The sequence below is a fragment of the Rhizobium sp. NZLR8 genome, assembly GCF_019685025.1.
In the GTDB taxonomy this organism is placed as follows: Bacteria; Pseudomonadota; Alphaproteobacteria; order Rhizobiales; family Rhizobiaceae; genus Rhizobium.
On sequence record NZ_JABDVY010000016.1, the window covers coordinates 76,620 to 101,519 of the forward strand.

The window sequence follows — 24,900 nt, forward strand, 5'->3', positions numbered from 1 at the left end:
AGATCGAGATAAAGTTGCCAGCCGGAAACTAGTCAAAATAGGTTAATTAGTTCAACCGGTTAGGCTAAACAATCATGATACTTTGACCTACGCTGACGCCTTGACGGTGCCCGAGTTCGCCCGCAATTGCGTAAACAGCATTGGCCCAAGTGAAAACTCCCCTCGCCGCGCCTTCCCCGTTAGATCCCGAAGATATCCCCCCGCCGAGTTGATGTGCCCGCCACGCTGGTAAATGCAAGCTATTGCTATCGCCGCTCCGGCCTGCCCCATCACCTCGCATGCCTCCTGATAGGCAGAGGGGCTGACGCCAAGCATGGACCGAACCGTTACCGCCGCTGACATCATTTCGCGCCAGCTTCCAATCGATCCACCAGGGCCAAATGCGTTGATCTCCGGGCAGGCACGCAACACCATGGACAACGGAAACGCTTCCGGTTCGTCTTTCCGCTCCGTTTTCTTGTTTGGCTCGGACTTTTCGCCCTGCTTCTTTTCGGAGCGGGGTTCAAGTTCATGGCAGGATTCGGTATTTGAATTCTGTATGTGGCATCCGTCCGGGATGGCATTGCCATCACTTTTTGCGGTTTCTTCTTTAATTTCCAGCATCCTGGAGACTTCTTCGTGAAGAAGGCTCATCTCGTCGAGGCTCGAAATCAGGTCCTGGAGCGTCGGGTGCCGAACGAACCTTCCCACAATCTCGACAAAGCACGTTTCCGCGGCAATCCAATCGCCGGCAAGGTTCTCTTCCATCCCGACGGTGATCAGCTTGCGGACATCTCGCCGAACGATCGTGAGGCGGTCTTTCGTGATGCGGAAGCGGCGCTGTTCAGCAGCCACGTCTTGGGCGAGGCTAGCAAACTCGCCGGCGCGCGCAAGAAGCGGTGCCAGACTGAAGCCGTAGGCGTCCTCTATGTTTCCTTCTTTGCCTTTTCGAGCATATCGCTTACCGTTAGGGCTATCCTTGCGGATGATTACACCGGCCTCCACCAGCGAACCGAGGCACTTGCGCAGAGTTGTCCCAGCGATACCGTTTGTGCGGGCTGATAGCTGAGCATTTGATGGAAAGACGACCAGGTTCCTCTCATTGCTGAGTTCAGCAACTGGGAAGAATGTTAAAAGTGCATTCAAGACCGCCAAGGCTCGATCTTGAAGGCCAAGGCGTGAGCGGGCGTCGCTTATGTCGCGAAACACGCGCCACTTGTCGACCGAGCCATCCGCTATTGCCTGCTCGGTCTTAACCTGACGCTTCACCAGAGCAAGCGTCATCGGCCGCCGCCCAAAGGGCGTCGTGATATAACCCGTTTCCATGTCCTTCACCTTTCGCAAGGCAAAGAAAAGGCTACGCCGGTGTGGCGTTGACTCTTGACTGTGATTCCGGGAAATGCGATTCTCTAAGCGACCAAACTGAGAGAGGCCTTCTGGAACACCGTTTCGGAGGGCTTTTTCTTTGCGCTATCGGCACCTTTCTTCGTTACGACTCATCTATTGCTTCGACTTCTTGAACGAAGCGTAGATCTCGGGGAGAGCCGACATCAGGTACTCACCGAATTCCGGCGCTGCCTTCTTGTCGATCATCAATGTCAGTGTTCGTTTGTCCTGGCGGAAACTCGCAGCCTTGACCCCATCGTCAGCTTGCCAGACATCCGCCTGAACTTTTTCCTTCTTAGATTTCTTCGGCGCAACCGCGTCGAAAACGCGAACAAATCGCTCATCAGAACCCAGGGAGCCAACCTCGCTAGTCGAAAGAAGAGCGCGCGCCTTCTCCGCAGCACCTTCTGCAGCCAACCGCGATGATAGCTCGTACCAGCGATCACGGCCGGTCTTAGGCGCAGCACCAATTAGTCGGATGACGTCGTCCGGCAATTGGGTCGCAGCCTGAATCAACCGCGAAAGGTTACTTTTGTCGACAGCCAGCGCTGCCATGATGACGGGACGCTGGTAGCCACTCGCTTCGAGCTGGGCTGCATAGAGCGCCCGCTCGATAAACGACAGATCCTGACGCGCGCTGTTTTCCTGACCTTGCGCCAGTACAAGCTCGTCATCTGTCAGATTTCTGATTGCGGCTTTGACCTTGAGGCCGGCCGCCTTGACCGCTCTCAACCGTCTCCGGCCGTAGGCAATCTGATACCGTCCTTCCACGGTCGGGTGAGGCCGGACAAGAATCGGAACCTGCTGCCCATTCTCACGGATGTTGCGAGCGAACTCCTCAAACTGAGCCCCATCCTCATCAAGGCGATCAGTAACGGACGGCGCATCTATCAGTTCGGGATCGAGTTCACTCAGTCCCTGCGACTTCAAAGCTTCAATCGATCGCGAGACGGCACCGATTGCACCTCGAGGCGCATACTGCGGAGTAGGGACGTCTGCAGCCCTAGCTTCATCGAACTCCGTAGATGATGAAGCAGGAGCTTTCAAATCTGAAAGGAGGTGTTTTCTAGCCATCTTGCTTTCCCCTGAGGTACTCGTGACAAGCCGGATTCCTCGACATAGAGAGTGCAAATTCCGAAAAGTTTCCGGCTGGCAACTTCTCCATCAATGTCGCGTTTTCTGAGATCTCTAGAGCCATCATTTGCGACCCCAAGATGATTGAATGAGTTGTTCGATTTCGCTGTTCACGTTGTCGAGCGATTCCATGGCTCGGTCGTATGTTGCTCGCGTGAACTGGTCGCGGCTCACCTCATAGAGAGTCTGCTTAGTAATCCCCGCGTCTGAAATGGCTGTGCTCTTGAGCATCGGGTGGTTCAGGACATGGTCGCCAAACATCGTGCGCATGAACGACACCATCTGGTTTTGCGGTCCGTCTCCCGGCTCGTAGCGCGTAACGAGATAACGCATCCAATCGTAGTTCATGCTCCCGCCAGCATCCGCAACGACGCTCAGAAGTTCTGAGGTCATCAGCAGAAACTGGCACATCGACATCACATCGAGCATCTGAGGATGTACAGTAACAAGAACGGCGGTTGCCGCGCATAGAGCCGAGATCGTCAGAAAGCCGAGCTGGGGAGGGCAGTCGACGACGACAACGTCATAGTCGTCCGCCACTGACGCGATTGCGTCATCCATTCGCGTGAAGAAGATGTTCTTGCGGTCGTTAGAGCCGAGCACTTTAGCGGTGTCGTGCTCGAATTCCATAAGCTCGAGGTTGCCCGGAACGAGATCAAGGTTCGCAAAGTAGGTTTTCTTGATTATATCCTTCAGCGGGCGCCGCTCTTCATCATAACGAACGGCGCCGTAGAGCGTTTCGTTGTCGCCAACGTCAAACTCAGGCTGGAATCCGTGCAAAGCGGACATGCTGGCCTGCGGATCAAGATCAATCGCAAGAACCCGGTATCCATTAAGCGCAAGATACTGAGCAAGATGAGCAGCCGTCGTGGTCTTACCGCTGCCTCCCTTGAAGTTCACTGCGGTTATAACCTGCAAATGCTCACGACCGCTCCGGCGTGGTGAGTACCGACGGTCACCCTTGCCGTTCTCGTCGAGATACTCGCGGAGCGCCTGAATAGTCTCGACCGAATACGAACGGCGATTGTTATTTCCGATCTCAGGCTGCGGCCCCTTACCCTCGAGCGAAAGATGGCGGAGATAGCCATCGTTGACGCCAATGAGCTTCGCAGCCTCTATCGACGAAAATGACCGAAGCGTCTTTCGAGCTTCAGGCGGATAAAGCTTCACACGATGCTCGTGAAGCGCGCCCGAGAGATCTCGCGCGTGGGCCGCTATCAGTTTATGAATAGCCTTCTGAAGCTGAGCGGGATTCTCCACGACGTCCTCTCGTACACACGGTAAATTTCGTAAATACATCTTTTTGCCGTGGATAAGACAACTCATTCCAGCGCGTTTTGCAAGATTTTTAAAGTTAACAAAGCCTTAACGCAAAACGACCATTTCCGAAGCGAACGCAACTAATGCATAGATTCCAGCGATTTATCGATCATTTGGTGCAATCTCCGTGCCCATCTTTCCTGTGATTCATAATCCGCTCCGATAGCGGAACTCGCTGGTAAACCACCGAATCGAAGCGACCCTGACGGAATCAGCCGCGACTCGCGAGGTGCAAATTTGCACATGGACTTCGCGCGGCCACCGGGGTCTGTCTCCTCCTACACTCAAACGAGGAGACAAGCTTTCCCATGCTTCAGTCGCACTCCCGCCTTGTCCGTAAACTCCAAGACGCTCTCGGCGAGCACCTTTGCATTGCCCTCGAGGATCCAACAGTCGTTGAGATCATGCTCAACCCAGATGGCAAGCTCTTCATCGAACGCCTGGGTCATGGTGTAGCGCCAGCTGGCGAAATGCAGGCGACCGCCGCCGAGACTGTTATCGGATCGGTAGCGCACGCTCTCCAGTCCGAAGCCGACGGAGAACGACCGATCATCTCCGGCGAACTACCGATTGGCGGCCACCGCTTCGAAGGCCTCCTGCCTCCCGTCGTCAACTCGCCAACGTTTACGATCCGCAGGCGCGCTTCACGGCTCATTCCACTCGATGACTATGTGACCGCAAAGATCATGACCGAAGCTCAGGCTTCGATCATCCGCAGTGCCATCACCAACCGGCTGAACATCGTCATCGCTGGCGGGACGGGCTCAGGTAAGACAACACTCGCGAACGCGGTCATCGCTGAAATCGTTTCCTCCGCGCCTGAGGACAGGATGGTGATCCTGGAGGACACGTCCGAAATCCAATGCGCAGCGGAAAATGCCGTCTGCCTCCACACGAGCGACGCTGTCGACATGGCCAGGCTTCTCAAGAGCACGATGCGCCTGCGTCCCGACCGCATCATCGTTGGCGAGGTTCGTGACGGGGCGGCACTGACCCTGCTGAAAGCCTGGAACACAGGACACCCAGGAGGCGTCACGACGATCCATTCCAATTCCGCAATGTCGGCGCTTCGGCGCCTCGAGCAACTGACATCGGAAGCCAGTCAACAGCCAATGCAAGCCGTGATTGGCGAAGCGGTCGATCTCGTCATCTCGATCGAACGCGCCGGGCGAGGCCGCCGGGTGAGGGAGGTCCTCCATGTCGAGGGGTTCAACGGCTCGCGTTACCAGACAGAACACTATCCGCAGATCGATGAGGACAGTCATGCAGCATAATCGCTTTCTCCGTTTGGGAATTATCGGCGCATTGCTTTGCGCCTCGCTTGCCGGGCCAGCACTTGCAGGTTCAGGCGGAAGCCTGCCGTGGGAAGGTCCGCTCGAGCAGATCCAGCAGTCCATCACGGGACCGGTCGCCGGCTATATTGCACTGGCCGCCGTCGCGATTGCCGGCGGCATGCTGATCTTCGGCGGCGAGCTCAACGATTTCGCGCGGCGACTGATGTATGTGGTACTCGTCGCGGGGATCCTGCTTGGTGCCACAACAATTGTCGGCCTCTTCGGTTCGACCGGTGCCTCGATCGGTAGCTCGTTTGTCGCCGAGCAACCCCCAACTCCTTCTTCAACTCCGTTAGGGGGAGGGGAGGGGCGTCATGGCTGACGCCGGCGTCGGACTCCATCGCAACCGTATTCACCGTGCTCTCTCGCGACCGAACCTCTTGATGGGAGCGGATCGAGAACTCGTGCTGCTGACCGGGCTCGCCGCGATCATCCTCATCTTCGTCGTCCTGACCATCTACTCGGCACTTTTCGGCATCGCGATCTGGATCGTGGTCGTCGGCGCGCTCCGCATGATGGCGAAGGCGGACCCCATGATGCGCAAAGTCTATGCACGCCATATGCGGTACCGGGCGCACTACCTCCCGACCTCCGCGCCCTGGCGCCGGTACTGAGGAGGCTACAATGGTCGCTTTACGCACATTTCGATCGACCGGTCCGTCGTTCGCGGACCTCGTTCCGTATGCTGGCCTTGTCGATAACGGCATTCTCCTGCTGAAGGACGGTAGTCTGATGGCCGGGTGGTATTTTGCCGGTCCGGATTCCGAAAGCGCTACGGATTTCGAGCGAAACGAGCTTTCCCGCCAGATCAACTCGATCCTCTCGCGACTGGGTACGGGCTGGATGATCCAGGTCGAGGCAGTGCGCGTGCCGACGACCGAATACCCGTCTGCTGAACGCAGCCATTTTCCCGATGCCGTCACCCTGCTGATCGACCACGAGCGCCGTAGACATTTTGGACAGGAGCGCGGGCACTTCGAAAGCCGTCATGCGCTCATTCTGACCTATCGGCCGCCCGAGCGGCGGCGATCGGGTCTCACGCGTTATATCTACTCGGACAACGAAAGCCGCTCAGCGAAATATGCCGATACCGCTCTTGATGCGTTTCGCCGCTCGATCCGGGAGATTGAGCAGTATCTCGGCAATGTTCTCTCGGTGCAGCGCATGCAAACCCGAGAGGTTTCCGAGCGGGATGGTGCTCGCGTTGCACGCTACGACGAGCTTTTCCAGTTCATTCGATTTGCCATCACCGGCGAGAACCATCCCGTTCGCCTACCAGAAATCCCCATGTACCTAGACTGGCTCGCAACGGCGGAGCTGGAACATGGCCTGACGCCGCGGGTCGAGGGTCGGTTTCTTGGTGTGATCGCGATCGATGGGCTTCCGGCCGAGAGCTGGCCAGGGATTTTGAACAGCCTGAACCTCATGCCGCTGACTTATCGGTGGTCGTCGCGCTTCATCTTCCTCGATGCGGAGGAAGCAAAGCAGCGCCTTGAGAGGGCCCGCAAGAAGTGGCAGCAGAAAGTGCGGCCGTTTTTCGACCAGCTGTTCCAGACGCAATCCCGGTCGGTCGATCAGGATGCCATGGCAATGGTCGCCGAGACTGAGGATGCGATCGCCGAAGCCTCATCGCAATTGGTGGCCTACGGCTATTATACCCCGGTCATCGTTCTCTTCGACGAAAGCCGCTCGGCGCTGCAGGAGAAGGCGGAGGCGGTTCGTCGCCTCATCCAGGCGGAAGGCTTCGGAGCTCGCATCGAGACGCTGAATGCGACAGACCCGTTTCTTGGCAGCCTGCCGGGCAACTGGTATTGCAACATACGCGAACCGCTCATCAACACGCGCAATCTTGCCGACCTCGTCCCGCTCAACTCCGTCTGGTCGGGTCAGCCGTTCGCCCCGTGTCCGTTCTATCCTCCCGATGCGCCCCCACTCATGCAGGTTGCATCTGGCTCGACCCCCTTCCGACTGAACCTGCATGTCGACGATGTCGGCCATACCTTGATTTTCGGTCCGACTGGTTCCGGCAAATCCACGCTCCTCGCGCTGATTGCCGCCCAATTCTGCCGCTACGAGAAGGCGCAAGTCTTCGCCTTCGACAAAGGCAATTCGATGCTGACGCTGACGCTCGGTGTCGGCGGTGACCACTACGAGATCGGCGGCGAGAGCGGAGAGGGGGCCAGTCTTGCCTTCTGCCCATTGTCGGAGCTTTCGACTGACGCCGATCGAGCATGGGCTTCCGAGTGGATCGAGACCCTCGTTTCGCTTCAAGGAGTCACGATTGCGCCGGACCATCGCAATGCAATCTCGAGGCAAATAGGGTTGATGGCGTCGGCGCCCGGCCGTTCGCTGTCGGATTTTGTCAGCGGCGTCCAGATGCGGGAGATCAAAGATGCGCTGCACCATTACACGGTTGATGGCCCGATGGGTCTGCTCCTTGATGCGGAAGAGGATGGCCTGACGCTTGGGCGCTTCCAGTGCTTTGAGATCGAGCAGCTGATGAATATGGGCGAGCGTAATCTCGTCCCTGTTCTGACCTATCTCTTTCGACGGATTGAGAAGCGGCTCGATGGCTCGCCAAGCCTCATCGTTCTGGACGAGGCATGGCTGATGCTCGGCCATCCTGTGTTCCGCGACAAGATCAGGGAATGGCTCAAGGTGCTACGAAAGGCGAACTGCGCCGTCATTCTCGCGACGCAGTCGATCTCCGACGCTGAGCGCTCGGGCATTATCGACGTCCTGAAGGAATCTTGCCCGACCAAGATTTGCCTTCCGAACGGCGCAGCCCGGGAAACCGGCACCCGCGAATTCTACGAGCGGATCGGCTTCAATGCGCGGCAGATCGAGATTGTCGCGAACGCCATCCCGAAACGCGAATATTACGTGACCTCACCCGATGGCCGCAGGCTTTTCGACATGTCTCTCGGACCGGTCACGCTCTCCTTCGTCGGCGCCTCTGGCAAAGCCGATCTAGCCCGCATCAGGGCACTCTCGTCGACCCACGGCCTCGAATGGCCGGGTCAGTGGCTCATCGAAAGGGGGATCAACCGCAATGAGTGAAGCAATCCAGTTCTTGAAGCTCGGCAAATCATTGGTGGTGGGATTGGTCGCCGCCGGCCTTACCGCCACGCCCACTGTTTCCTATGCAGGAGGCGCAGTTACCGGCGCGACCGAAATGACGCAGCTCTTGAACAACGGCGAGCTGATATCTTTGGTCGGGCAATCGAGCGAGCAGATCGCAAATCAGATCACCCAGATTACCCAGCTTGCCGAGCAGATCCAAAACCAGCTCAATATCTATCAAAACATGCTGCAGAATACGGCCCAGCTTCCGAACCATATCTGGGGCCAGGTTGAAGGTGACCTGAACCAGCTGCGCGATATCGTCAATCAGGGTCAGGGCATCGCCTTTTCCATGGGCAACGCTGACGATCTTCTGAAGCAACGCTTCAAAAGCTATGCGGACTTGAAGACAAGCCTGCCAAACGCCGAGAGCTTTTCGTCCACCTATCAGACGTGGTCGAACACGAACCGCGACACGATTTCCAGCACTCTCAAGGCCGCAAGCCTCACCGCCGATCAGTTCGACAGCGAAGAGGATACGATGGGCCAACTGCAATCAATGTCGCAATCAGCGGACGGCCAGATGAAGGCACTTCAGGTCGGCCACCAGATCGCCGCTCAGCAGGTCGCCCAGATACAGAAGCTACGCGGAATTGTCTCCCAGCAGACCACGATGATGGGGACCTGGCTGCAGAGCGAACAGACGGACAAGGATCTGGCGCAGGCTCGTCGAGAGAAATTCTTCAATGCGGACGTCCAATCCATTCCCTCCGGTCAGAAAATGGAGCCCCGCTGGTGACCCGCCCCGTACTGATCGCCTCCGTGTGCGTCGTGATCACAGTGATTGCCGTCACCTCAGTCGTTCTGGTTCGTGGCGAAAGCTCCGCCGCGCCGCAGATGAGTGAAGAGCAACGAGCAAAACGCGAGAAGTTCTTTGGCACGGGCAAGGCGCTGCCGCCGATCGAAAAGGGCCAGGAGATGCGCCCGAGATGGTGAAGCGCAATCGGAGAAGCACCATCCTCGTCGCGGGAATCGCCTTCCTTGCTTTGGCGGCACCAGCCTTCGCCCAACAAGGCCAAGTGCTGACGGAGTTGGAAAACCAGGTCTCGACTGCCGCCAAAGGGTGGGAAACCACCGTCATGGATGCGGCGAAATCGCTGTTCTGGATCCTCGCAGGCATCGAGGTCGGCATTGCTGCGGTGTGGCTCGCGATCCAGGCAGCATCGCTGGACAGTTGGTTTGCCGAGCTCGTCCGTCGCATCATGTTCATCGGCTTTTTTGCCTTCGCTTTGACGCAGGGCCCGACCTTCGCCAGGGCTGTCGTCGACAGTCTTTTCCAAATCGGCGCCGGTGGCGGCTCTGCGTCTCCAGCCGAAGTCTTCGACGCCGGAATTCGCGTAGCGTCCCAGATGTCGGAACAGGCGAAGTTCGGCGTCTTCGAAGACAATGCCCTGGCTATCGCCGCCGTGCTTGCGATGGGCATCGTCGTCATCTGCTTCTCGCTTGTCGCGGCAATCTTCGTATCGGTCATGGTCGAGATGTATGTCGGCCTGCTGGCAGGCATGATCATGCTCGGGCTTGGCGGCTCCTCCTTCACCAAGGACTTTGCGATCCGCTATCTCGTCTATGCTTTCGGCGTTGGGATGAAGCTGATGGCCTTGGTCATGATCGCCAAGATCGGCTCGAACGTCCTGCTTGGACTGGCGCAGGCCCCGACAGCCGAAAGCGACCAGTTCATCACCACACTCGCGATCGCTGGCATTTCGGTCGTCGTCTTCATCATCGCGGTGTACGTCCCGAACATCATCCAGGGCGTCGTGCAAGGGGCGTCGGTCTCCGGCGGCATGGAGACAATTCGCCACGGCGGACAGGCGGCCTCGTTCGCAGCGGGCGGCGCATTCCTTGGAGCTGGCGCCGTCGGCGCCGGTTTTGCCGCCGCGCAGGCAGCGCGGGCCGGCGGTTCCTCGGCCGCAGCTTCGGTACTTCGGGGCATGGGCGCAAGTTTCAGCTCCGGTGCCATGGCTGCCGGATCCGCAGCCAAGGAGAAGGCAATCGGGTCACCCGGCGCTTATGCCGGTTCCCTTCTCGGCCTGGCCAACGCAAAGCTCGATCAGGCTAGGGGCAATTCCTCAGCTCCGACGCCCCCTCCGGAAAAACCGGAGAAACCATAATTCACGGACAGGATCACACAAATGGCAGGGCATCCCGCACCTGAGAACCCGTACCTTGCTGCAAGGCAGGAATGGTCAGAACGTTACGGCTCCTACGTCAGGGCGGCGTCCGCCTGGAAGGTCGTTGGAATCTTGAGCCTGGGAATGGCCGTGATTGGCTTTGGCTACGCGCTTTACCTCAGTACGCAGGTCAAACTCGTCCCGTATATCGTCGAGGTTGATAAGCTCGGGAACACGGTTTCCGGGGGCTTCCCGCAGCAGATCGAGTATGCGGACACGCGGGTCGTGCGCGCGACGCTCGGGAACTTCGTGACCAGCTTTCGTTCGATCACACCAGATGCGGTGGTCCAGAAGCAATATATCGACCGCACCTATGCCCTCCTGCGGACGAGCGATCCCTCGACGCAAAAGGTCAATGCATGGTTCCGCGGCAACTCGCCGTTCGAAAAGGCGGTCAACGCGACCGTCGCGATCGAGGTGAACAACATCGTCGCGCTTTCGAACCAGACCTTCCAGATCGACTGGACCGAGTACGAGCGCGATCGGAAAGGCAAGGAGGTCGCGACCCGACGTTTCCGGGGCATCGCGACCGTGTCGATCACATCACCACAAGACGAAGCAACAATCCGGCTCAATCCGATCGGCGTGTACGTGACCGATTTCGACTGGACCGCGCAACTTTAAGGGCAGGGATCTGCAATGAGGATCAAACACAAACGCGTCGCTCTTCGCTGCATGCTGGCGCTTGCCGTATCGACCGCAGTTTCACCGATGGCCATCGCGCAAAGCCTGACGGGCAATGAGGCCAAAGGGACGAACCTCTCGGGCAAATGGCGAGGGCAGACCGGACTGGTCACACGCGGACCGGACGGCAAGGTGATCTTCCTTTTTGGTGAGACGCAGCCCTCCGTCGTCTGCTCCCCTTTGCAGGTCTGCGATATCGAGCTGCAGGGCGGCGAAATTGTCCGCGACGTCCTTGTCGGTGATACCGTGCGCTGGAAGGTGGAGCCAGCAACGTCGGGCGCCGCCGGTGGACAGGCGATCCATCTGATTGTCAAGCCGTCCGAGCCGGGGCTCGTCACTTCCATGGTGGTGACGACCTCACGCCGCACCTACCATATCCAGCTGAAATCGCATCCGACTCAATACATGGCGCGGGTCGGCTTCGAATATCCCGAAGACGCCGCCACAAAGCTCTCCGATATCAATGCCCGCATCCAGGCTATGACCGGACCAGACGGCGGTGTCGCTCCCGAACAGCTTGCCTTCTCCTATTCCTTGAGTGGAAGCGCACCTTGGCGGCCGAAGCGGGTCTATTCCGATGGGCAGAAGACCTACATCCAGTTTCCGCGTGCGATCTCCGGTCAGGATGCGCCGGTTCTCTTCGTCGTCTCGGGCGGACAAAACCGCATCGTCAATTATCGGATGAAGAAAGACATGATGATCGTCGATTACAATATCGACAAGGCGATCCTGATTTCTGGGGTTGGCTGGAAACAGCAGAAGATCACGATCCGGCGGGGAGGGTGATCCATGCAGCTTTATCGCCTCATTCCGATTGTCCTTACCCTCAGCCTAGCCGGATGCCAGACCGCAACCGACGGACTGTCCACCAGCGGAGCACCCGCTGAGGTCACCGGGCCTGCCGCCGGTGCCATCGCTGGCGACATGGCAGGCCGTTTCGCCGAGCAGGCCGGATCGACGACCACTCCCATCAAACTGCACAAGGACACCTCCGAATTCTCCGTCGCGCTCGAAGCCGCTTTGAAAGGATGGGGCTTTGCCATCGTCACCGATGATAAGAGCGCAAGCGTGAAGGATGCGCCCAAGCCGGTCGAGCTGGCCTACTCGATCGCTACCGTCGACGGACAAGTGCTGGCGCGCCTTTCGACGGACACGATGGAGCTCGGCCGAGCTTACTCGGTCAATAATGGCCTGGCGACGCCGGCAAGCCCCCTTTCCCTTATGAAGCGAAACTGACAGGCGGAGACGATCATGGTCCAATCGCTGCAACTGGGAACGTCAAATCAGTCTGCTGACGAGAAAGGGATGAAGCGCCTCAATCGCGTGCCCCTGTTCGTCGGCATCGGAATCCTGGTTCTGTTCCTTGCCGTTCTCGTTTACGGCCTTTCATCACGCGGACTGAGGTTTGGTCAGCACGACCCGAACGAGAGCGGTTCCGGCACGCCGGCTTCGACCTTCGCCGATCAGCTGAAGCGGGGTGTTAAAGATGGAATTATCGGTGACCGGGAGGAACAGCAGCCGGTATTTCAGCCGACCCCGGTTCCCCAGCAGCAAGGCGATACCCGACCAGTGCAAACCGAGCCAAAGATCGAGCCACGAGAGCCGCGCAGGTCTCGCATGGAGTCGGACGAGGAGTGGAATGCCAGGATGCTTCGCGAACAGCGCGAGCAGATCTTTCGTGAGCAGCAGCGCCAGCGCATGGCAAGCCTTCAGGCAAGGGGGGCGGCCCTAGACTCGCCGCTGAAAGTCGACATCACCGATGTCTCCGCACAAGCGCCGGGCGCTGCGTCTGCCGCGCCGCGTCAATCAAACACCGCGCCGAACGGCTCGCAGGATCTTTATGCCGCAGCTTTGCGGGCCGGCGCGGCGGGTCAGGTCGATCAGAATGGACAAGCGTCCAAGGAAGATTTCTTTAACGCGGACATCAAGGATCTCGGCTACCTGCCCAATCAGGTCGTGCCTCAGCAGTCACGCTACGAGCTGAAGCGGGGGTCAGTTATCCCCGCAACGTTGATCACCGGCATCAATTCCGACTTGCCGGGCCGCATCACTGCGCAGGTTAGCCAGAACGTCTATGACAGCGCGACCGGTCATTTCATGTTGGTGCCGCAGGGGACAAAGCTCTTTGGTCGTTACGACAGCAAGGTCTCGTTCGGCCAGAATCGCGCTCTCGTCGTCTGGACCGATATCATCTTCCCGAATGGCTCGACTCTGCAGATCGGCGGTATGGCCGGGACCGACTCGGAGGGTTATAGCGGTTTCAGCGACAAGGTCGACAACCACTATCTCCGGACCTTTGGTTCGGCCGCGCTTGTCGCGCTTATCGGGACAGGGATCGACATGTCGATGCCTCAAAGCTCGACTCTTGCCACGCAAGACACGGCCTCCGACGCGGCGCGCCGGAATTTTGCGGAGACATTTGGGCGTGTCGCCGAACAGACCATTTCGAAGAACCTCATCGTCCAACCGACAATCAAGATCCGACCCGGTTTCCGGTTCAATGTCCTGGTCGACCAGGACATCATTTTTCCGGGTAATTACAGCAACTGAGGTATGAGCACGATGGCGGGTGACGTTCAGGCGACGGACACCGGCTCCGTCAACCAAAAAAAGTTGCTGCAAAACTACAGTGGATGAGTCCCGAGCCAATCGCTAAAATAACTCCCAAGGCCGTACGCGCTGCATTGCTCGATTCTCAGACGAGCAAACAAGGCGTACACCGCAGGCTGAGCCTGGGCGTTGGGAGATCTTATGGGTTACGAGAGAAATGACACTGCCACGGACATCGACCTGCGGCCGATCATCGGATTGCTCTCCAACGAGCCCGAGCAAGTTGTCGAAATCCTGACGGTCGGCGCGATCAAGAAACATCGCACGCTTGTCGACCGCGCCGAAAGAATGTTCCAGGTCGCCCATGCCGGTGACCGAAGCGACGAGAAAGAGCCTAGTGACGCTCACCTAGCCTATCTGGAGGCGACGATCGAAATGCATGCGCAGATGTCTGCGCTCACAACACTTCTCAACATCCTGGGTCGAACACCGAAAGTTTGATCAAATCAGACCACGCCGAATTGCCAGAGCCACGAGCTGCGTGTTGTTGCAGAGGTCATATCGCCGTCGTGCCTCGGCGAGCGCAATGCGGACGGTATTATATTTGACCTGCTCGATATCGGCCGTGTCTTCCACCGTTTTGCCGAGTGAAAGCCATCGCGTGTAGGTCCCTTCCTTCGGAGAGAGGTAAAACGATTCCTGGATTGAAGGCGTTACCTTTAGCTGCCCGATGCGGGCATGTAACTGCCCAACCGCAGAGGATGCAGCGATCGGATCGATTTCGTCCTGCGCGGTCAGAATCGACTTTGGAGAGACGAAGCTGAGGACTGAGATGGCGCCACTGGAAATAGCGATTGGAATGGTGATGCCTGAACGGATCCCGAACTGCGCTGCAGTCTCATAGAAAGTCTGGTCTTCCTCCAGCGGCGTCCCCGTCTGTGGGGTGCCAGACCAGATAAAGGCGCGGCGTGTTTGTTGGGCACGCTTCATAACCGGATTTCGTCGGTCCAGGTCCAACTTTCGGCTTCGTTTCAGCCAATCGGGATGAAGGTTCGATATCACGTAAAAGTCGCCCGGCAGCAGTTTGGCATAGTCGTAACCGGAAAATTCGAACCGTTCTGCCAAATCCGCCAGAGCGGCCTTCAGCGTTGCATCGTCATGCGCGACAGCGCTGATCTCTAGAAGCCCCGCGACAAGTTGGTTCATCCAATCCCCTTCCATTCGGTGCTGCTCTTCTGTCCCGGAGCGGCTCATAGCGACGGTAGCGGAACGCGGTCCTGCTCCTGTCCGGCCCCTTCTGCCAACGCTAACGAGCGCAGCGCGCGGCGGTTAACTCAGCCTCAGGTTGATTTACCAATTTGGTCATCTCGACCACTCACTATGAGTTCGCCCTAAAATTTTCCAACCTGAATTCGATAACCGGCGATTGAGTGATTTGGCACGATGTAATATGAAGTGCAGCGAAACGAAACGAAATCAGAACTGGTAATCGATTGTTTCAGAACGGAAAATTATTTCTACCACCGCCAAATGACGGCAGTGACTGGAAGGAATTGTTCAAGAAACTGGCTGCGGCGGGCGCAGGCAGAGCAGTCGGTGAAGACGGATTTCCCGCGGGCCCGTGGACGCCCGAACTGCTCGCCGCGGCGATTTCACAGATCGATTCGAACCGCTCTGGGGTTGATCTGAGGACGGTGCAGCTTTGGTTTCAGGAGAATGACAGGGGAATTAGCGCGACGAACATTCGTTGGCTCGCGAGGGTTTTTGGGTGCGATGATCCGGAGGCCACGGCTGCATGGCAGGTCGAGCTAAGCGCGGCTCAGGCGCGGCTGCAAGCCAAGAGACGGGAGGCGAAAAAGGCGGATAGCCTTGCTCCAGGAACCCGAGATGTGCCGCCAGACCCCACGGTTGACCACGAGCAGTGGTCACCGGTTAAGTTTACACCCGATGCCGAACCCGAAGCCGATCGGAAGAAGCAGCGCTTCAGTTTAGCGCGAAAATCGGAGACCCTTTTTAGCGGCGGCTCGCCGCTGAACTTGCCCGCGTCTGTGTTTGCAGGCGCCTCCGCTCTCGGTTTTCTGTCCTACATCGTGGGGATCCACAGCGCCGTTTACCTCCGCGCGGATAACGTTGCGAAAGAGGTTGGATTTCTCTGGGCGCCGAATTGGACCTTCCTTTTCATGGTGCTCTTGCCACTGTTTTTCGCTCTCGTCACAGAGCTACTCGCTTTTTGGACCAAGGAAGGGCGTGTGAGGCTATGGGCGTGGAACAACACGACGACAAGCGAGGATGATTGGGCGCGCAATGTGGAGGCGTCCTCCTCTTCTTATTGGGCGGTATTCCTGATCTGTGTGTTGTTCGCCGGTGTTTTTCAATGGATTGGCGTTTGCCTGATCCCGTTGCTGGAAGGCGGTGCAGACTACGCGACTAGTTGGGGCACGCTGGCGATTGTGCGACCGGAGGTTATATCGGTCCCGGTGTCGATCGCGTTTACGGCCCTCGCTTACCTCTATATGTGCCTCTGCTTTTACCTTTTTTTTGCCGGGCTCATTTTGCTCCACACCATGATCCATGATCTCAGGAAAATTGACCTTGAAGCAAAGATCCTTCAGCAGGTTGGATCTCAAGGCGAAGTCCATGAGCTTTGCCTGAGATTAATGCGTGGGATTTTTCGTTGCACAATTCTAGGCCTCCTGGTCGCGTTGTGCATGAAGGCTCAGAGCTCCTATCTGACATCGAACGCCAAAAACATCCTCGACTGGTTGATCGGGGATTTGTCTTCAGCGCTGGCTGGACGTGATGGTGCCAGCAATGGGTTCCACTATCGGATGCCTACCCATTACAGCAGCCTGCTCGTTGCACTTTCGACCATCGTTGTCTTTGTCTACGGTTCGATCTGCCTGCGAGCTATCGGCACGCGATTTCATGTGCCTCTCTGGAAGATGGCGGCGGTCGTGACATTGCTGTTTGCCACCTACCTGCTGGTTGACGCGTTCGTGGGATTCTCAATCGTTTTGGGCATCGGTGTGTTCGTCGCGTTGTTCAGCCTGGTTGATCCTGGCCTAGGCAGTCGGCGATCCAGTGAAATAGGAAGCAAACAAATTGTATCTTAGCTGGCTTGATCGGTGGGATGAACAGCGGGCGCGACGCGGTGAGGACGGGAAGGAAACGACGAGTTTCATCCTTGATGCAGACCGTGCCTTTCCAGGTGAGAGAATCGACAGTATCCGCGAATTTTGTGCCCGCGCAGATGAAGCTTCGATTGACCCAACGTTTTTCGATGAGCAGAACGGCGGCGATCAACGATTCGAAGTCCGAGAGCATTGGGTTAAGTTTCCATCGGATATTTCGACCGATGTCGCAGAGAACAATATCGTCTGGGCGAAAATCACAAAAAGTGGGTCACTCGACAAGGCACTGGTGATTTTTCACCATTGGAACGCACGAGCTCGAAACGCTCAAATCGCCGGCTTCTTGTCACGGCGCGGCATCACAGTCATCGAGATCGCGATGCCATATCACTTCGAGCGTAACCGTCCCGGTTCATTGCACGCGGATTACATGCTGAGCGCCAACCTTGGTCGAACGATCCAAGCCGTAAGGCAGGCCGTATGTGATGGAGGAAAACTCATCCGCTGGCTGAAAAGTGAGGGCTATCGAGAAATCTCCGTCCTCGGCATGAGCCTCGGTTCCTGGGTCGCAGGATTGATTGCCGCACATGATCCGAACGTTTCGAAAGCTTCGCTGTTTCTGACAGGTGGAAGCCTTGCGGATATGGTTTGGACGGGTCGCGCTACACGAACTATCCGGAGCAGCCTCGAGCCAGAGATCGAGCTGGCTGATCTCAGAAGAGCATGGAGTCCACTCAATCTCGAAAACTACGCGCATCGTTTGGCGCGGCCGGATCTCGATATCCAGATGGTGCTGGCCAGGAGAGACACGGTTGTGATGCCGGAGCTGTCGGAGAGCCTGTTACGCAGTTTGAAGAACGCCGGCGGCCGACCGCAAATTATGAAGCTAAGCTGTGGCCACTATTCCCTCGGTAAGTTGCCATACATTTTGTACGCCGGCTTGAGCTTGAAACGGTTTCTGTCTTGAGTTGACCGAGTACCGGGCAGACGAAAATGAACGTTTGCAGCGTGTCCGCGTTACGATGCTTGGCGCCAAGCCCCCCAGGTTTGCGCTTTTGCGGGAATCCATGTAATAAACTGCAAGAAGTTGGCTCAGGAGGGCCTCGGCGATGACAGACATCCAGCTGGAGGCGCTCATCGCGCTCATGGAAAAGCGGGCTGAAGACGCCGCCAAGTCTCCAGACGATGCACGCCGTCATCTGATGGACGCCGGCATTGTGTCTGCCGATGGCAAGCTCGCCCCGGAATATGCGCGCGACGACGACGCTGAGGAAGCGGCTGCCGCTTGAGTTCCAATTATCCTGCATACGTGCTCGGCTACCACGGCTGTGACAAGGCCGTGGGTATGGCTGCGCTAACTGGCGCATCGCCCCTTCTTCCGAGCGAAAAGGCGTATGACTGGCTCGGTTCTGGGATCTACTTTTGGGAAAACGATCCCGAGCGTGCGCTCGAATGGGCGACGCTGAAAGCTGAATCTGGCGCTTATAAAGAGCCCTTTGTGCTCGGCGCAATTATCGATCTCGGCAACTGCCTAGACCTCATCACCCGCAAGTACGTCCCCCTGATCCAGACTAGCTATCGAATGCTGAAAAGTCAGATCGAAGCCACCGGCGGCAAAATGCCGGTGAATTCCGATGCCAAGGGTGACAAGAATTCCGACAAACTGGTTCGGAAGCTGGATTGCGCCGTTATCAATTACGTCCACGAGATCGCCAAGGAAGCCGCCCTTCCGGCATTCGACACAGTTCGAGGCCTGTTTCCCGAAGGCAATGAGATCTACGATGGCGCTCGCTTTCACGAGCGTACCCACACGCAGATCGCCGTTCGCAATGACCCATGTATCAAGGGCTTCTTCCTGCCGCGAGGCGAGACGCCAGCGCTCACCTCTCCGGTTTCGCCCTAGCGCTGACCCATCCGCAGCGCTCGTTATTTTTGTCCGCCGATCCTCGAAAGATCGATCCTCATTCCTGCCTCCGTAGCCTTATCCGGCTCGGCCGATTGTGAGGCATCTTCACTTTCCATGGGAGGCGCCACGGGATCCGTACCTTCGGCACGCTTTTCTGAGCGTGTACCAAAGAAAGTCGGGCCACCAGGATCTGAGGCACGGAACACGTTGTCGCCCTCGAAGCTGCCCGTCTTCCAAGCGTAGATCGTATCGTCCACCAACTGCGGAAGAAGCTCTTTATTCGTGGGGCGGCCGTACCATTTGGCGACGATGCGGGCGACCTTTGCGAATATGCCTGTCCCTGTGCGCAAATTCGCGCAGGCCTCGAACATATCTGATTGAAGCTGCGATGCGTCGTCGACGCCAACGTCCGCCGGAAACTGGGTGATGCCGACCCGCACGATGGCATGACCGACATAGTCTTTGACCACACCCATGGCCTCGTCGGGCGAGCGAGGTTTGGGGATGAGAACCAGCCGACCATCAGCATTCACGGTGACGGCGAGTGGATCGTCGGAACCGACGGCCGAAATGAACTGTTCCACGATAGCGGGGGGAAGGCTTGGATCGGCGCATTTCGCAATGAGGGCAGCGTCCATGGTCTTTGCTCCAGATCAGGTGTTGAAAGACATCACGAGAGGTTTGTTGAACAGCCGCGCCCAAGCCTCGGCGCTGGCGCGCTGTATGCCGATGATTGCGGTCCCTTTGGTCCACCAGTCGTTTCCGACGGCGACGACGAGGTCTGGATCATGAAGCATCGACTGCAGGACGGGCCAGATGATGAGTTGCTCGTAGCAAATGAGTGGGGCCACGCGCTGGCCGCCAACGGACACGACCGGATTAGCAAAGAAGTCCGCTCTGGCTCCGCCGCTCTTTCCGATCGGTGCCAACCAGGGCTGCCACATCGAGCCAGGCACTGGCATGCGTTCCCGATAGAGGATCTCACTGTCGGTGGCCGAGACGCGAACCAGCACATTGTCATATCCTTCCCGATCGACGACAGCCGCGCCGGCGATGACGCTCAGATCGGCCTCGGCCAGTTGCTGCCGCCACACGCGTTCGACCGATGGCGTCCAAAACCCGAGAGCACTTTCAGGCAAGAGCATGAAAGTGGAGCCGGGGCGACGCTCAGAGCGCAGCGTTGCAACAAGATCACTATGCCGAGCAAGACTGTTATCGCGACCGAGTCTATTTCCGAGCTGCAGGTCGACCCCCTGCCAATGCCGCCCTATGTCCGGTGCTGTCCAGAATGCGGCGGACCAGAGCCAGAAGCCTGCAAGGGTTATGGCTACAGCCGGTCGATATTGCGTCGTCATGAGCGCGAGACCGGCTGTCACTGCCGCAAGTCCGGCCCAGCCCCATCCTGGAAAGAGAACGCCTGCCGCCGTGATCGGATGTGCCCAGCCAACAATGCCGAAGGGTGGAAGGGCCATGAGGACCATCGCGATCGTATATCGCAGGGCTTTCCAGCCGCCGGACTGACGCGACCAGAGTGCGACGTGAACGAAAACGAAGCCGCTTGAGGCGACGAGCCACAAGATCAGTCCCGGCCAGATATCGGATTGATAGAAGGCAGCCACGCCTTGCGGCAGACCGCGCGACGCCGCCAGAAAATAGGCGGCCGAAACGACACTTGCGGCCCGACGACTGTGCGCCAGCGACCAAAGCGCCGGAAATGCGATCGCTGCGGGAAGCGCCAGGGCATGCCCGCTCCAGGAGATATATCCAGTCGTGGCAGCAGCCAGAGCGAGGGTAAAAGGTTGAAGCCAATCAGGGCGCATAGGTAAGCACCTGTTCTGCGAGGCCGAGAACACCGGATCCTGGGACCGGCCCGAAATATCGAGAGTCCCAGGATCCGGGAAATGGCGAATGGAGGAACAGGAAGCCGGCCGGAATCGTCCCTCCTGCGTACGGGCGCAATGGCCGCCCCTGGCCGTCCTGAGACACGAGGCTCGAGTTTGCGATCGGCCGTCCATCGATCGTGACATTGCCGGCGATCTCGATGCGCTTCCCGCCGACCGCAGCCACCGTTTTGATGAGGGGGCCAAAGCCGCCGGGGCACAGGCCTGAGCGAAGGTAGCCTCTCTCAAATCCCTCCGAAACGGCGTCAGTCTCCGGCGGGCAGACGAACACCATTTCACCCACCTGAATCGGGTGTTCGAGGGGTGCGACACGCCAGAGCCCGAGTGGCTCGCTGGGCGTGGTGTTGATCCGCAGGCCGCCGATGAACCCGCCGATAATCACCACGAGCGCAATGCCACATGACACTGCGAGGAGGGCGAGAACCGGGCGCTTTTGGCGCACAACGGCAGAGGTGGGGGAGATATGAGACATCATTTCAGCGACAACCCTTTCGTCTGGGTCTGCCGTATGGCTTCTGCCTGTTTGAGTGCCACAGCTGTTCGCTCATGCGCAGCCAATTGCTGGACGGTGCGGATCGTGTCCCAAGCGGATCGCAGCTCGTTCTTCTGGGCCGGCTGCATACCTGCGGACGCTACCTCGAACGCCTTCCCGTCTGCAGTCTTTGCCGCAAGCGGAAGGAAGGTTCTTTCCCCGAAGCGCTCCGACACGGCCTTGGCAAAACCTTCGAGCTCGGCCTTCACCATTTTGTCCGCCAGAGCGAACTCGAGACCGGCGGGGATATCGTTTCGATCGATGGCATCGCGCACGCGCTCAAGCACCTGCTTTGCGGATGCGGAGAGAGCAGGAATATCGAGCGAGAGCTTGGTGCGGACCGCGCGTTCCTCGTCCTCATAGCGGCTGGCCGCCTCTGCGCGTTTCGCAATGAAGCCCTGCAGATCGCGGGCAAGTGCGGGTGCGTTGACAAGCGCAGTATCGTGGGCCCGCTTCTCGGCGCTCCCTGCAAAAAGACCGGTCTTCCCCTTCAGCGCACCGAAGCTTTCCGGTTGCTCGGCAATCTGCACAATCGTCGTTGCCGCTACCGTTCCATTCGCCAGCATGGCGTCGACATTGACTGTCTTGAAGGCGGCTTGTGGATCAGCAAAGACGTGATGGAAGCGAGCGGAAACCTCCTGCCAGCTAGCCTTCAGGCCGGGGTCGGCCGAGAGCTTGTCTTCGGCCGCCTGACCAATTGATCTGGGGAAGGTCGTCGTGCCAGAGACCATGGGTTTTGCCTCCTTGATTGCCGATGTTGTCGATACAGTCGACTTTGCTCCGCCAAGGCCGAGCTTTGCCGCGACGGCGACAAGGCGCGCGCCGAGCTCGGCGAGTTTCGACGATTGACGGATGGTCCATTGGAGCTGATCGTGCGCGATGGTGCGGGCGACATTCATCAGGTGGAGGCTACGCGCCTCCGCGAAACGCAGCGCAGCGCGATAGTGCGAAGCGTCCTGATAGTCGAGCGTCGTTTCCTTTGATCCGGGACGCGAGAGCCGCTCATGTAGCCGGGCCATCGCCAGCTCCTCGACCGGCACGACCTTCCAGGAATTGCGGTCAACCTCAGTGCCATCGGGGAGCGTGACGCGCTGCGATCCGACGTGTTTGAGGCCGATGCGATCCCCGATCCTGGCGCCCGACGCATCCATCGCCCGCGCGAGATCGACACCCCAGACGGTTCGTTCCTGGCCATCGGCAAAGCCGAGCGTCACATAGTAGCTGTCCCGGTTGCCCGGCTTATGCTCGTAAGGCGCTTCGCCATGGGCTATCAGCACGCCGCCGCGCCGTTGCGCGAACTCTTCCAGCCCGACATAGAGTTCCGCCGTCTCGCGGTGGCGGGTCATGGCGACATAGGATAGATGCCGGTCCAGCGTGCTCGACGCCAGCACCTTGACGCGATCGACGGTGGCGCCCTGGCTCTTGTGCACCGTGGTGGCGTAGCCGTGATCGACATTGGCGTAGAACCGCTGTTCGACCACGACCCGACGCCGGTCTTCACCATTGCCGATCTCAGCGACAATCCGCCCGGGCTGGGCGTCGACGACACGCGCCAACATACCGTTCTTGACGCCGAGCGACCCTTCATTCTTCAGAAAGACAATCTGATCACCGGCCGCAAGCTGCCTCGTCCCGTCTTCCGTCTTGAACGCATGGCCGGCCTCGATCAGCCCACGCTCGACGAGTTTGCTGCGCGCCATCTCGTTCAGCAAACGCACATCAATACGGCGATGAGCGAGTATCAGAGTCGACTTGGCCGGATCGTATTCGTGGTCCCAGTCGGCGATCAAAGCTGTGATCGCCTCGTCCCTGGTCCAACCGGTCCGCACCATATCCCGCTGCGCGTAAGCGTCGAGCGCAGCCGACACGTTTCCACGCGCCAGATCGAGGGAGGCATCGCGCATCCACTGTTCGCGCTGACGGTAGATTGTCTCGAGTTCCGCATAGCCGATCCGCCCTGAAATGGCGCGGAAGGCAGCGCCCGCTTCGATCGGCTGCAGCTGCTCGGGATCGCCGACCAGGACGAGCTTGGCACCGGACACGGTTACCGCTTCGACGAAGCGCGCCATCTGCCGGGAAGAGACCATTCCTGCCTCGTCGAGGACGAAGACAGACTTTTCATCAAGCCGGTCTCGCTCCTGATCCCATCTTAGTTCCCAGGCAGACAGCGTGCGGGAGGCAATGCCCGCTTCCTTCTCCAACCCCTCTGCCGCTTTGCCCGCAAGCGCGCCACCGACGACCCTATAACCGGCTGCTTCCCAGGCTTGACGCGCCGCCTTCATCATCGTCGTCTTGCCGGCACCGGCACGGCCGATCACGGCAGCGATCCTTTCCGGACCTGCGACATGTTCGATCGCGGTTTTCTGCTCATCCGATAGACGGTCATGTCGCGAAAACACACCGCTCAGAACCGCGTGCCTGACGCCATGAGAGGATCGCTGCGACAGCCAGATTGCCTGATTGGCCATCTGCGCTTCAAGCCGGATCAGCTCTCGCGTCGTGTATTTGCTCGGTGCCCTGACGCCAGTGACGAGATCCATCCGCTCACGGTCGAGCCGCAGTGTTTGCGGGCTTTGTAGGATCCGCGCCATCAGGTTTTGGAAGAGCGCCGCATCGTCGATGTAGCGGTAGAGGATCTTGGCGATATCGCGTTCGTCGAAGACGCTCTTCTCGCGGGTAATGAGGTCGAGCACGATCTCCGGATTGCGCTGGATCCGCCGGGCATTCTCGGCGCGCCGTTCTTCCTGCAGCTCCAACCGCTCGAGCGCGACCTTCTCCTCCCCCCATCCGGTTTTATTGTCGCCCTTCCGTTCGATCGCCTTCGTCCCGACGCCGAGATGAATGGTCGGCGTCAGCTCGATCCCCTGTTTCTCGAAGGACCGGCCGTCGATGCGGATGTCGAGACCTGCGAGCGCCAGATGCCGGTTCTGGCATGCGAACCAGCCATCGCGAAACGCGTTGAAGTCGTCGGTGCTTCCAGCCCAAAGCTCGTAGACGATCTTGCCGGCGTCGTTACGCACAGGTTTGCCGGCTGGTGCCAGAACCGCAACTTTCTTGGCGCCAAACCCGTCTTCGGTCAGCGGCCGCAGGGTCGTCATCAGATGGATGTGCGGATTGCCCAGAGCATCATGATACACCCAATCGGCGACCATGCCTTTGGCCGTGATGTGGCGCTCGACGAAGTCGCGGACCAGGGCAATGTTCTGGTCGTTCGAAAGCTCGACCGGCAGAGCGATGGTCACGTCCTTGGCGAGCTGTGCATCGGCGCGCTTTTCGAACGCCTCAACCTTGTTCCAGAAAGCTTCCGAGGCGCCCGAGACCGATCTATCGGCGATCATCGACCGTAGCCAGTCGGGTGCGGTTTCGGGGATGACGAACTCCTCATGGAGGAGTCCTTGCTTGCGGCTGTAATCGATCGTCCTCGCTTCCCGCTCGAATTCCATCTTGGCGCAGTGCCGGTAGGCCGCCGACAGCACCGCGCTGCGGCCTGAGCCGCGGGCAACGATGCTGACTGAGAAATGCGGGACGGCCACGGCTGAGACAGGCTCCTAAGATCGAACATTTTCGACGCGTTCGTTGGGAGCGGGCGGCCCCGCCAGGACCCTTCAGCAGGGCGTCGCGTCAGCGACGTATAATTGCGCCCTTGGATCCGCTCCTTCGGAACGGCGGGATCATTCGCCCAAAGCTAGCGCTTTGGCGAGGTGCAACATTGCACCTTTCCAGCGGGAGAAAATTCGGGGCAGGGTTCG

Annotated in this window: 24 protein-coding genes; 16 read left to right on the top strand and 8 right to left on the bottom strand. The window is 58.6% G+C overall.

The features are described from left to right. Positions 1 to 87: 87 nt before the first annotated feature. The 3 genes from repC to repA form a co-directional block, all read right to left on the bottom strand. Entirely contained in the window at positions 88 to 1,305 is a 1,218-nt protein-coding gene (repC, locus tag HJB89_RS27315) for a plasmid replication protein RepC (RefSeq protein WP_011654635.1), read from the bottom strand. 174 nt (positions 1,306 to 1,479) lie between these two features. Continuing rightward, positions 1,480 to 2,439: a plasmid partitioning protein RepB gene (gene repB / locus HJB89_RS27320; protein ID WP_011654634.1), complete on the bottom strand. Its 960-nt coding sequence runs from the start codon at positions 2,437 to 2,439 to the stop codon at positions 1,480 to 1,482. Positions 2,440 to 2,562: 123 nt separating this feature from the next. After that, positions 2,563 to 3,759 (bottom strand): plasmid partitioning protein RepA, encoded by a 1,197-nt coding sequence (gene repA / locus HJB89_RS27325; protein WP_011654633.1) that lies wholly within the window; start codon positions 3,757 to 3,759, stop codon positions 2,563 to 2,565. Between the two features lie 368 nt (positions 3,760 to 4,127). Between repA and trbB the strand changes: the two genes are divergently transcribed. The 12 genes from trbB (at position 4,128) to HJB89_RS27385 (ending at position 14,182) form a co-directional block, all read left to right on the top strand. Further along, positions 4,128 to 5,093, top strand: a complete 966-nt coding sequence (gene trbB, locus HJB89_RS27330; protein WP_011654763.1) for a P-type conjugative transfer ATPase TrbB — start codon at positions 4,128 to 4,130, stop codon at positions 5,091 to 5,093. Next, on the top strand, positions 5,083 to 5,475 hold the full coding sequence (locus tag HJB89_RS27335) for a TrbC/VirB2 family protein (RefSeq protein ID WP_011654762.1): 393 nt from the start codon (positions 5,083 to 5,085) through the stop codon (positions 5,473 to 5,475). The genes trbB and HJB89_RS27335 overlap by 11 nt, the downstream gene beginning before the upstream one ends. Then, positions 5,468 to 5,767 (top strand): conjugal transfer protein TrbD, encoded by a 300-nt coding sequence (locus HJB89_RS27340; protein WP_011654761.1) that lies wholly within the window; start codon positions 5,468 to 5,470, stop codon positions 5,765 to 5,767. Before HJB89_RS27335 ends, HJB89_RS27340 begins: the two co-directional genes overlap by 8 nt. Before the next feature lie 10 nt (positions 5,768 to 5,777). Continuing rightward, positions 5,778 to 8,213, top strand: coding sequence for a conjugal transfer protein TrbE (locus HJB89_RS27345; RefSeq protein WP_221150808.1), 2,436 nt, complete (start codon positions 5,778 to 5,780; stop codon positions 8,211 to 8,213). Then, positions 8,206 to 9,015 (top strand): P-type conjugative transfer protein TrbJ, encoded by an 810-nt coding sequence (gene trbJ, locus HJB89_RS27350; RefSeq protein ID WP_011654759.1) that lies wholly within the window; start codon positions 8,206 to 8,208, stop codon positions 9,013 to 9,015. The genes HJB89_RS27345 and trbJ overlap by 8 nt, the downstream gene beginning before the upstream one ends. Then, positions 9,012 to 9,212 (top strand): entry exclusion protein TrbK, encoded by a 201-nt coding sequence (trbK, locus tag HJB89_RS27355; RefSeq protein WP_028744197.1) that lies wholly within the window; start codon positions 9,012 to 9,014, stop codon positions 9,210 to 9,212. Before trbJ ends, trbK begins: the two co-directional genes overlap by 4 nt. Continuing rightward, the gene (trbL, locus tag HJB89_RS27360) at positions 9,206 to 10,387 is read left to right on the top strand and encodes a P-type conjugative transfer protein TrbL (protein ID WP_011654758.1); all 1,182 of its coding nucleotides are present in this window, start codon (positions 9,206 to 9,208) and stop codon (positions 10,385 to 10,387) included. Before trbK ends, trbL begins: the two co-directional genes overlap by 7 nt. A gap of 21 nt (positions 10,388 to 10,408) precedes the next feature. Further along, positions 10,409 to 11,071 carry a conjugal transfer protein TrbF gene (locus tag HJB89_RS27365; RefSeq protein WP_011654757.1) on the top strand — a complete coding sequence of 221 codons (663 nt, stop codon included), beginning with the start codon at positions 10,409 to 10,411 and terminating at the stop codon, positions 11,069 to 11,071. 15 nt (positions 11,072 to 11,086) lie between these two features. After that, positions 11,087 to 11,917: a P-type conjugative transfer protein TrbG gene (gene trbG, locus HJB89_RS27370; protein WP_011654756.1), complete on the top strand. Its 831-nt coding sequence runs from the start codon at positions 11,087 to 11,089 to the stop codon at positions 11,915 to 11,917. A gap of 3 nt (positions 11,918 to 11,920) precedes the next feature. After that, a complete protein-coding gene (gene trbH, locus HJB89_RS27375) occupies positions 11,921 to 12,367 on the top strand; it encodes a conjugal transfer protein TrbH (RefSeq protein WP_011654755.1) in 447 nt (148 codons plus the stop codon). A gap of 15 nt (positions 12,368 to 12,382) precedes the next feature. After that, on the top strand, positions 12,383 to 13,681 hold the full coding sequence (gene trbI, locus HJB89_RS27380) for an IncP-type conjugal transfer protein TrbI (protein ID WP_011654754.1): 1,299 nt from the start codon (positions 12,383 to 12,385) through the stop codon (positions 13,679 to 13,681). Positions 13,682 to 13,882: 201 nt separating this feature from the next. Next, positions 13,883 to 14,182 (top strand): transcriptional repressor TraM, encoded by a 300-nt coding sequence (locus tag HJB89_RS27385; RefSeq protein ID WP_011654753.1) that lies wholly within the window; start codon positions 13,883 to 13,885, stop codon positions 14,180 to 14,182. On the opposite strand, the gene HJB89_RS27390 is transcribed toward HJB89_RS27385, so the two are convergent. Further along, positions 14,183 to 14,887, bottom strand: coding sequence for an autoinducer binding domain-containing protein (locus tag HJB89_RS27390; protein ID WP_011654752.1), 705 nt, complete (start codon positions 14,885 to 14,887; stop codon positions 14,183 to 14,185). A 287-nt stretch (positions 14,888 to 15,174) separates the two neighbouring features. On the opposite strand from HJB89_RS27390, the gene HJB89_RS27395 reads away from it, so the two are divergent. From HJB89_RS27395 to HJB89_RS27410, 4 genes are all read left to right on the top strand, one after another. Next, complete coding sequence (locus HJB89_RS27395; RefSeq protein ID WP_130749038.1) at positions 15,175 to 16,794, top strand: RcgA family putative transporter; 1,620 nt, start codon at positions 15,175 to 15,177, stop codon at positions 16,792 to 16,794. After that, on the top strand, positions 16,784 to 17,779 hold the full coding sequence (locus tag HJB89_RS27400; protein WP_011654750.1) for an RcgR family putative quorum lactone hydrolase: 996 nt from the start codon (positions 16,784 to 16,786) through the stop codon (positions 17,777 to 17,779). The genes HJB89_RS27395 and HJB89_RS27400 overlap by 11 nt, the downstream gene beginning before the upstream one ends. A 142-nt stretch (positions 17,780 to 17,921) precedes the next feature. Beyond that, positions 17,922 to 18,101 carry a hypothetical protein gene (locus tag HJB89_RS27405; protein WP_018010295.1) on the top strand — a complete coding sequence of 60 codons (180 nt, stop codon included), beginning with the start codon at positions 17,922 to 17,924 and terminating at the stop codon, positions 18,099 to 18,101. Then, positions 18,098 to 18,715, top strand: a complete 618-nt coding sequence (locus tag HJB89_RS27410; RefSeq protein ID WP_011654749.1) for a hypothetical protein — start codon at positions 18,098 to 18,100, stop codon at positions 18,713 to 18,715. The genes HJB89_RS27405 and HJB89_RS27410 overlap by 4 nt, the downstream gene beginning before the upstream one ends. A gap of 23 nt (positions 18,716 to 18,738) precedes the next feature. Here HJB89_RS27410 and HJB89_RS27415 read toward each other — a convergent pair whose 3' ends face one another. The 4 genes from HJB89_RS27415 to traA are packed head-to-tail and all read right to left on the bottom strand — an operon-like array spanning position 18,739 to position 24,684. Next, positions 18,739 to 19,356, bottom strand: coding sequence for a TraH family protein (locus tag HJB89_RS27415; protein ID WP_011654748.1), 618 nt, complete (start codon positions 19,354 to 19,356; stop codon positions 18,739 to 18,741). 15 nt (positions 19,357 to 19,371) lie between these two features. Then, complete coding sequence (locus tag HJB89_RS27420; RefSeq protein WP_011654747.1) at positions 19,372 to 20,538, bottom strand: conjugal transfer protein TraB; 1,167 nt, start codon at positions 20,536 to 20,538, stop codon at positions 19,372 to 19,374. Further along, a complete protein-coding gene (gene traF / locus HJB89_RS27425; protein ID WP_011654746.1) occupies positions 20,528 to 21,094 on the bottom strand; it encodes a conjugative transfer signal peptidase TraF in 567 nt (188 codons plus the stop codon). The genes HJB89_RS27420 and traF overlap by 11 nt, the downstream gene beginning before the upstream one ends. Then, the gene (gene traA, locus HJB89_RS27430) at positions 21,091 to 24,684 is read right to left on the bottom strand and encodes a Ti-type conjugative transfer relaxase TraA (protein WP_011654745.1); all 3,594 of its coding nucleotides are present in this window, start codon (positions 24,682 to 24,684) and stop codon (positions 21,091 to 21,093) included. The genes traF and traA overlap by 4 nt, the downstream gene beginning before the upstream one ends. Positions 24,685 to 24,900: the final 216 nt, after the last annotated feature.